We start from the raw sequence: 7289 nt of genomic DNA, 5'->3' as shown, positions 1-7289 counted from the left end.
TTCAACAAAAAGATAAATCAAAAAGAAAGTTGCCAACGATTACTTGACAGTAACACTGCGGAAACTCAAGAATGAGAGATGTTGAAAAAATAATGATTTTTATGTAGAATGATAATTACATGACTATAACAAATAGTTGTTCTGACGGAAAGGGCATTAGTAATGAAGATAAGTTATAATAAACTTCAAAAATTGATGATAGATAATCAGATGAAAAGAAGTGATTTGACGAGAGCTGCGGAACTTACACCTTACGCAGCGAAAAAAATAAATAAGAATGAGCCGGTATCTCTCGAGGTTTTAATGAGAATATGTAAGGTCTTTCATTGTGACATTGGAGATATATGTGAAGTTATCTTAGACGAGTGAGGAATGCTTGAAAATGGCAGGAAGCGAAAAGCAAACTATATTTAACAAAGTGAATAGTTTTTTAGATATGGAATTGATTACACCTATTGGTTCGATTGTACTGTCGTTAGACGATGAGCCAGTATATTTCAGTTATTCGGTTCTTGAACCGAACGAGAAGTATTTCTCTAATGTAGATGCTGCATACAGACTGAGTTATGATTTTGTTGCCGATGGAAAGCCGCACACCTTATTTTTCAAGTTTAAGGAGGGCAGTTTTGAAACAGAACCGGAAAGTGGCGAACTTTTTGAAGCGGTTTCTTTCTATAAAGAAAAATTTAAACTAACACTTGGATGTATTGCATCGTTTGTAGATTATGAGGATTATAATCTTGATTATGACGGCACTCTTTGCGATGCCGGCATTGAAATATATATTGCTGAAACAACAAAATCACAGACTTTTAGATTTGGAGTATGTTGGATCGAAAATTGCACTAAAGAAAATGATGTGCAAACTTGGTACGGAGCTGATCCGTCAATACAATGAAAATAAAGAGAGAAATTTTATTTATGCGTGTTTGAGAGGAGAATACTCAGGAGTGGATTGATGTTAGTTTAGATGCTCCTAATGGGAAATTAAGAGAAGAAGATGCCCGAAAGTGTTTTCTCCCATTTAGTGCAAAAGAAATTTTGGAAATTAATGAGTTGGTAAAAGTATCTTAGGAAAAAACTTTTGAAGGAAAAATTACAATCTCACGCTCTAATCAGGTGCTTGATAATGCCAAATTTATTTTGAGTGATACGAAAGAAGTGTTTACAAATATAAGACCGGTTATTGAGGAAGTTGCAAGGGGAGAGCTTGGAATTACAAAAAATCTTTCCAAAGTTTCTGACGCACTTGATGATATGCTTCTTGAGTTGGATAGTGTATTCAAAGCAAAAGAAGTTAATACAATGAATCAGATGGTATCTGTTGCATTGGAGTTTATAAATGCCTATGAGAAGCGGGATGCTTCATCAACAGAAATCGGAAATATGATTGAATTGCATATTGCTTTTTCAAAAACAGGAATACTACGAAGTTCAAACAACAAATTTGTTATTTTTGACACTCCGGGTTCTAATACCGCAACAAATGATGGGCATATGGAGGTACTTAAAGAAGCTCTTGAAGGCTTTTCAAACGGTATTCCTGTTTGGGTGTCACAGTATGAAGCAGAATTGAGGAGTATTGTGGAAGAAAATGATAATCCAGTTGATACTAACAGTAAATTACTTGTTGGCGGAGATGACAGCTTTTTGGCATATCCGTCTTTAGTTACGGCAACTACAAGCCTGTCAGGAAAGGAATTAGCATATTCATTGAACTTTCCGCAGAAAGCAATCGCCGGTTTACCTATTTTGGAATGTGCTGAATTTGGTAGAAATATTGTTACTTATGACGAGGTGCAAAAAACAGGTAAATTTTTTGAGTTAGGCAACATTTTTCACATGAACCGCAAAGAAAATGTAGAGGTAAATTTGGCTAAACAATCCTTTGCTTCTCATATTGGTGAGATACAAGGAGAAATGTTCAAAGAGTTATACGAATAATAACTTGGAAAGGATATACTGTGGAAACAAAACCAAGAATATTATACTTAAAGAAGATATTAGAAGAACGCACGGACGAGGAACATCCGCTTTCGACAACGCAGTTGATCAATATATTGAATGAAGAATATGGAATATCCGCACATAGGACAACCGTAACAAAGGATATTGCGGCGCTTCAGGAGTTTGGAATGGATATTGTGACCATTCATTCTACACAGAGCAAGTATTTTGTGGCAAGTCGTAAGTTTGAACTTCCTGAATTGAAACTGTTGATTGATGCTGTGGAGTCTTCAAAATTTATTACGAAGAAAAAAAGCGATGCATTGATTGAAAAGATACATACTTTGACGAGTCCGGCACAGGTAAAGAAATTGAAGCGCAACAATTATGTTGTAAATCGTATTAAGCCGGATAACGAACAGATATATTACATCATTGACGCTATCAATGACGCTATCAATATGGGAAAACAAATTTCTTTCAGATATTATGATTATACCGGATTGAAGAAGAAAGTTCTTAGAAATAAAGGTGAGATTTATAAATTGAGTCCGTACAAGCTTCTTTGGAACGGGGATAATTATTATGTAATCGGATACTCCGAAAAGAAAAGGAAGGTTATCAATTTCAGAGTGGATCGTATTGCGGGAACGCCGGAAATACTTGATAAAGATGTGATTGCTATGCCGGACGACTTTGATATAGAGAATTTTACAAAAGAAGTATTTTTTATGTTTCCGGGGAAAAGCATTATGGTGGATTTGCGGTGTGACAACAGCCTGATGAAAACAATGGTTGACCGCTTTGGAGAAGATGTAACAACTCTTGCCTATGATATGATATCATTTAGAATACAGACAGAAGTATCAGCCAGTCCTACCTTTTTCGGCTGGGTGTTTGGTTTCAATGGAAAAGTACAGATACTTGCACCGGAAAGTGTGAAGGAACAGTACAGACAGATGATTGCACGAGCCAATAAAGATATACGGGAGAACGAGTAGGGCATATTTCAAATTGTGCAGACGGACTGCACAATTTGAAAAGATTAAATTATAAGACTATGAAATGAGGTAGCGGATATGGAGAAAGATCCATTTAAAGAATATTTGAGAGAGGCTGAACCCGATAAAGCTCATAAAGGTTATGCGTGGAGTACAGCAATCGGACTTCAGGCGGTAGACGGACTCAAACCATCTAAATATTTGATTGATACTGCCATTCAAAATATCGAGGGCAAAATCACAATAAAAGAGGCGCAAAATCTCATAGATACGTATTACGAAGAAAAACCGGCACATTTACCTGATGAGGATCGTACAGAAGAAGCGGATAAGGTATCTTCCCGTATTGCTGAGATACTTTCCGAAACAGCGTTTTCTTTTTCTCCGAATGAGTATATTTCTATTCATCGCAAACTTTTTCGGGACATTTACAAACACGCCGGAAAGATAAGAGATTATAATATTACGAAAAAGGAATGGGTGCTTGATGGGGCAACCGTTATGTACGGAAGTGCTTCAGAACTGAGAGCTACTCTTGAATATGATTTTTCGCAGGAGAAAGATTTTAGCTACAAAGGATTGTCGATGGATGAGATTATCCATCATCTTGCAGTTTTTATTTCACGATTGTGGCAAATTCATGTTTTCGGAGAGGGAAATACGAGGACAACAGCGGTATTCTTCATCAAGTATCTGAGAACACTTGGATTTTCAGCAACGAATGATATTTTTGCGGAAAATGCTTGGTATTTCAGAAATGCACTTGTCCGAGCGAATTACACAAACCTGCAAAAGAATATCCACGAAACAACAGAGTATCTTGAAGTATTTCTGAGAAATCTGCTCTTAAATGAAAACAATGAGCTTCACAATCGAAATCTGCATATAAGTGGACTTCTGACTGATGAAAAAGTGGATATTGGAGGGCAGAAAGTGGATATTGAAACTGAAAAAGTGGATATTCGGAACGAAGAAGTGGACATTGAAAGTGTACTTTCCGAAAAAGGAAAAGATTTTTCTGTGAAAACGCTAGTTCATATCCAACGGCTTTTTGAAAAGTTTGGTTTTGATGAAATATTTGGGAGAAGTGCTGTAATGGAATTGCTTGAATTGAAAAGTTCCGGCGCTTCTAAACTTATTTCCAATTTGATACAGTCAGATATGATCGAACCTGTGTCAGGTCATGGAAAGGGAAAATATAAATTCAAAAATAATAGCTTACGGTAAGACAAAATCACAGCAAGTGGAAGTTTCACCTGCTGTGACTTTTTATATATAGTTATTTGATTTCAATTAAGCTATTGTAAATGTTCTTTTCCATTTCTTTTTGCTGAGAAGCAGTCAATTTGTCGGAAGTGCGGATAACTACTGTTCCAACTACTGAATGAGAACCGCTACTAAACATACCGGCACCGTCAAATCCGGCAAGGCACTCATTTCTTCTATTGGCGTCCTCAACAGTTGGATAAACTTCGATAGCACAACATAAAAGGATTTATTGGTTTAATGAATGAATATATTGCCAGGATTTTTGTTGACAAAAACTGCCGTTCCACAGGAATCGGTACGCAGCTTCTTACTTATGTGAAAGAAAAATATGATATAAAATCAATATAAATGTCAAATCATTACAAATGTATTGAATTAGAAATGATCAGGCATTATAATAAAGAAAAACGGAGGTGTGAAATATGTCAAGTACAATACAAATTCGTGTCGATGATGAGTTAAAAACGAAATCCGATCAGCTTTTTAAAGATCTTGGAACAGATACAACTACAGCAATTAGAATGTTTTTAACGCAAGCTGTGGCAAATAATGGTTTTCCATTTGAAATTAAAAGAATAGTACGAAGTCCATATAGTCCTATGACGGAAGAGGAGATTTTAGAAAAACTGGAGAAATCCAGAGAGTCAGCGGCAAAGGGAAACTACAAATCAGCGGAAGCGGTTGTTTCAGAACTGAGGGGAAAATATGGATTATAAGGTTGTTGTTACATCAGATGCAGAAGAAGATTTTGATAGATTTATTCAATATCTTTTCTTTGAAAAGAAAAATGAACAAGCAGCCAAAAATGTTCTTGACGATTTTGAAGATACATTAAATTGCTTGAAAAATGCTGCAGGAAGTTTGTCTTTATGTGAAAATCAAAGACTTAGAGCATTAGGTTATCATAGAATTAATTTTTTAAGACATCGATATTTTATGCTCTATAGAATCGAAGAAAATACGGTGTTCATAGATAACATATTTCATGAACTTCAAGACTACGAAAACAAAATGATATAAAATCGAGATAACAAAATAAAGGAAAAGTGTAAGCACACTTTTGAAAAAAGTCATTTACTGTAAAAATGTAAATGGCTTTTTTGCTTTTCTCGGTGGAAATGAAACAGGTCTTTGTTTTTGACCGGGAAAAGAAGAAAGCCCAGATGCCGGATGGACAAGGTGAGGAACGGAATCTGCAAAAAAAGCAGATCCGAAAAAAGTCACTTCAAACCATTTCTTAATGTAAGATTAGGGACTCCAGAGCAGAAACAAGCCCTGCGGAATATATTAGAGTATTGTGATGAAACTACATTGAAAGTTCCTTTTATTATGGGAATAGGTGTGAAGATGGCAGGCGGAATTATCATCCGTCATTTGTTGCCCGGAGAAAAATGCAGAAAGAGCTCCAAGATAAAGGATATAACGATATATTCATCCCCAATTTGATGGTTTTGCGACACCTATTTTATTAAGCCTAAAAATTGACGGAGGTTTTCAAGATCAACTTGCAATAAAAATTCGGCAAATGATATCGGGAAATGAATCTTTTTATCACGGAAATATTGAAGAATATAATCTTCCGATACAAGATAGTTCCCTGTTAATCCGTAGGTTATTTTTAAGCATTCTTGAGGAAAGAGGACAGCGGGATATGTGAGGTCGTGTACCAATCCTCTGTCGTTATAAAATAAGAATGGTTTGGAATGTTCAAACGCGGTCATAAAATTTTTCCCGAAGAGTTTTCTTTCGATTGCTTTGATCGATTGTTTGAATTCCGAGAAGTAGTCTTTGTCAGTTTTTAACGATATATATTGTTCAGGAGAGGCGTGAGAAGCCTTCCTGACGTTGTTTTTGAAAGTCAGGATCGTTTGTACAAACGAATTGGCAAATGTTGTAAGGGCGTCTATGAGCAAATAATATCTGTAATTTAAACTTTCTTGATCAAGTTCTAAGCGTCCGTTAGAGAGCGCGCGGCTGATAGTCGGTTCGTTTATTAGATTAAAGTAGAATGCCGTGACCTCTTCTTTTTCCTTCTCAACCTGTCGTTCTATGTTGTCTATGATCTTAGTGCATCCGACGGAAAAGGCGTCATAGTCCTTTGCCGAGATGTGGTAGGGGGAATGAAAATCCAAAGCTTCTTCCGCAAAAGAAAATGCTTTTGCAGAAAAGAAAGACAGAGAATGCGTTATGCTCTCTATCAGTTCTTTCTCCCCTATGATAGACCACGGCTTTTTGCGAGGATATAAAGGTGATAAATCTGTTTTTTTATTTTCTGAACGAGTCTGTTCATACAATTTTTCCCTGAAAGTCTCTAACAGAATACAGGCGTTTGCAGCAATCGGGCTTCCGGAATTAATTCCAGAGCCTCTATTTTGCGGAAATGCGATTAAAGTTTGGGTCAGATAAAAAATACAATGCCGGATCGCTTCTTTTTGAGAGTCGTTTTTGGCGAAAGTATTATAAATTTCTTCAGCAGTACAAAAATATTTGCGGCAAAGAATTTTGTCGGTTAAATTTCGATATTCTGTTCTTGTGAGATTGCTTTGCAGACTTTCAGTTTCTGCAAATGTTTCATCAAGCTCATTGAAAAATGAAGTGACAGGGGCGGCTTTTTTGAATTTGCTTGCGGCTTTGATATAGCAGATCAAAAAAGGCATAACAGAAACAGGAACGTTCCATTTGAATGCTGCGGGATCGTATTTGGATGTAAGATCTTCATAAGGCTGGAATTGTAAAAAGCAGGGAGTTCCCAGGCAGAGGAACTGGTACATTAATTTATGAATATATAAAAATTCCTGAGGATATTGATCGCTTTTTTTCATCCCATTATAAGCCAAAGAAAGAAACGCAGGATTGGAATAATCGGAAGAAGCATAATACATACATCTCTTGAAAAAATGAATCCATGTGAGTAAAGTACGTTTGTCGTAAGAAGTCAGATTTTTGAAAGCAGAGAGAATGCCTGCTTCTGAGGTAATGTGGATTGTTTCTTGTTTCGTCTCTTTCATTCTTTAATCCTCCCCAAGTATAAAACACTGCAAAAAAAATCAAAAATTTTTTGCGGCTTCATGT

The 7289-nt window shown here is 36.2% G+C and carries 10 protein-coding genes; 9 read left to right on the top strand and 1 reads right to left on the bottom strand.

Annotated elements, in window-relative coordinates; translation table 11 throughout:
- Positions 1-162: 162 nt before the first annotated feature.
- The 9 genes from RCH61_RS04040 to RCH61_RS04000 all read left to right on the top strand — a co-directional run bounded on the left by RCH61_RS04040 (position 163) and on the right by RCH61_RS04000 (position 5663).
- Positions 163-369 carry a helix-turn-helix domain-containing protein gene (locus tag RCH61_RS04040; protein WP_306479950.1) on the top strand — a complete coding sequence of 69 codons (207 nt, stop codon included), beginning with the start codon at positions 163-165 and terminating at the stop codon, positions 367-369.
- Positions 370-382: 13 nt separating this feature from the next.
- Positions 383-898 (top strand): hypothetical protein, encoded by a 516-nt coding sequence (locus tag RCH61_RS04035; protein ID WP_306479949.1) that lies wholly within the window; start codon positions 383-385, stop codon positions 896-898.
- Between the two features lie 245 nt (positions 899-1143).
- The gene (locus tag RCH61_RS04030; protein WP_306479948.1) at positions 1144-1944 is read left to right on the top strand and encodes a hypothetical protein; all 801 of its coding nucleotides are present in this window, start codon (positions 1144-1146) and stop codon (positions 1942-1944) included.
- 20 nt (positions 1945-1964) lie between these two features.
- A complete protein-coding gene (locus RCH61_RS04025) occupies positions 1965-2948 on the top strand; it encodes a helix-turn-helix transcriptional regulator (RefSeq protein ID WP_306479947.1) in 984 nt (327 codons plus the stop codon).
- A 78-nt stretch (positions 2949-3026) separates the two neighbouring features.
- Positions 3027-4175: a Fic family protein gene (locus tag RCH61_RS04020; protein ID WP_306479946.1), complete on the top strand. Its 1149-nt coding sequence runs from the start codon at positions 3027-3029 to the stop codon at positions 4173-4175.
- Positions 4176-4433: 258 nt separating this feature from the next.
- Entirely contained in the window at positions 4434-4565 is a 132-nt protein-coding gene (locus RCH61_RS04015) for a GNAT family N-acetyltransferase (RefSeq protein ID WP_306479953.1), read from the top strand.
- A gap of 74 nt (positions 4566-4639) precedes the next feature.
- Positions 4640-4933 (top strand): type II toxin-antitoxin system RelB/DinJ family antitoxin, encoded by a 294-nt coding sequence (locus RCH61_RS04010; protein ID WP_306479945.1) that lies wholly within the window; start codon positions 4640-4642, stop codon positions 4931-4933.
- Positions 4923-5237 (top strand): type II toxin-antitoxin system RelE/ParE family toxin, encoded by a 315-nt coding sequence (locus tag RCH61_RS04005; protein ID WP_306479944.1) that lies wholly within the window; start codon positions 4923-4925, stop codon positions 5235-5237. The genes RCH61_RS04010 and RCH61_RS04005 overlap by 11 nt, the downstream gene beginning before the upstream one ends.
- Positions 5238-5387: 150 nt before the next feature.
- Positions 5388-5663 carry a hypothetical protein gene (locus RCH61_RS04000; protein WP_306479943.1) on the top strand — a complete coding sequence of 92 codons (276 nt, stop codon included), beginning with the start codon at positions 5388-5390 and terminating at the stop codon, positions 5661-5663.
- 14 nt (positions 5664-5677) lie between these two features.
- Here RCH61_RS04000 and RCH61_RS03995 read toward each other — a convergent pair whose 3' ends face one another.
- Positions 5678-7225, bottom strand: a complete 1548-nt coding sequence (locus RCH61_RS03995; RefSeq protein WP_306479942.1) for a hypothetical protein — start codon at positions 7223-7225, stop codon at positions 5678-5680.
- Positions 7226-7289 lie beyond the last annotated feature (64 nt).

This window comes from Mediterraneibacter sp. (assembly GCF_030825015.1).
Classification (GTDB): Bacteria; Bacillota; Clostridia; order Lachnospirales; family Lachnospiraceae; genus Mediterraneibacter.
Note: the sequence above shows the minus strand (reverse complement) of the source record. Positions and strands in the feature narration are given on the sequence as shown.

Bases quoted from the DNA above. Each gene is read 5' to 3' on its own strand.
- RCH61_RS04010 (WP_306479945.1), top strand. From the start codon at position 4,640: ATGTCAAGTACAATACAAATTCGTGTCGATGATGAGTTAAAAACGAAA.
- RCH61_RS04040 (WP_306479950.1), top strand. From the start codon at position 163: ATGAAGATAAGTTATAATAAACTTCAAAAATTGATGATAGATAATCAG.
- RCH61_RS04035 (WP_306479949.1), top strand. From the start codon at position 383: ATGGCAGGAAGCGAAAAGCAAACTATATTTAACAAAGTGAATAGTTTT.
- RCH61_RS04005 (WP_306479944.1), top strand. From the start codon at position 4,923: ATGGATTATAAGGTTGTTGTTACATCAGATGCAGAAGAAGATTTTGAT.
- RCH61_RS03995 (WP_306479942.1), bottom strand. From the start codon at position 7,225: ATGAAAGAGACGAAACAAGAAACAATCCACATTACCTCAGAAGCAGGC.
- RCH61_RS04020 (WP_306479946.1), top strand. From the start codon at position 3,027: ATGGAGAAAGATCCATTTAAAGAATATTTGAGAGAGGCTGAACCCGAT.
- RCH61_RS04000 (WP_306479943.1), top strand. From the start codon at position 5,388: ATGGACAAGGTGAGGAACGGAATCTGCAAAAAAAGCAGATCCGAAAAA.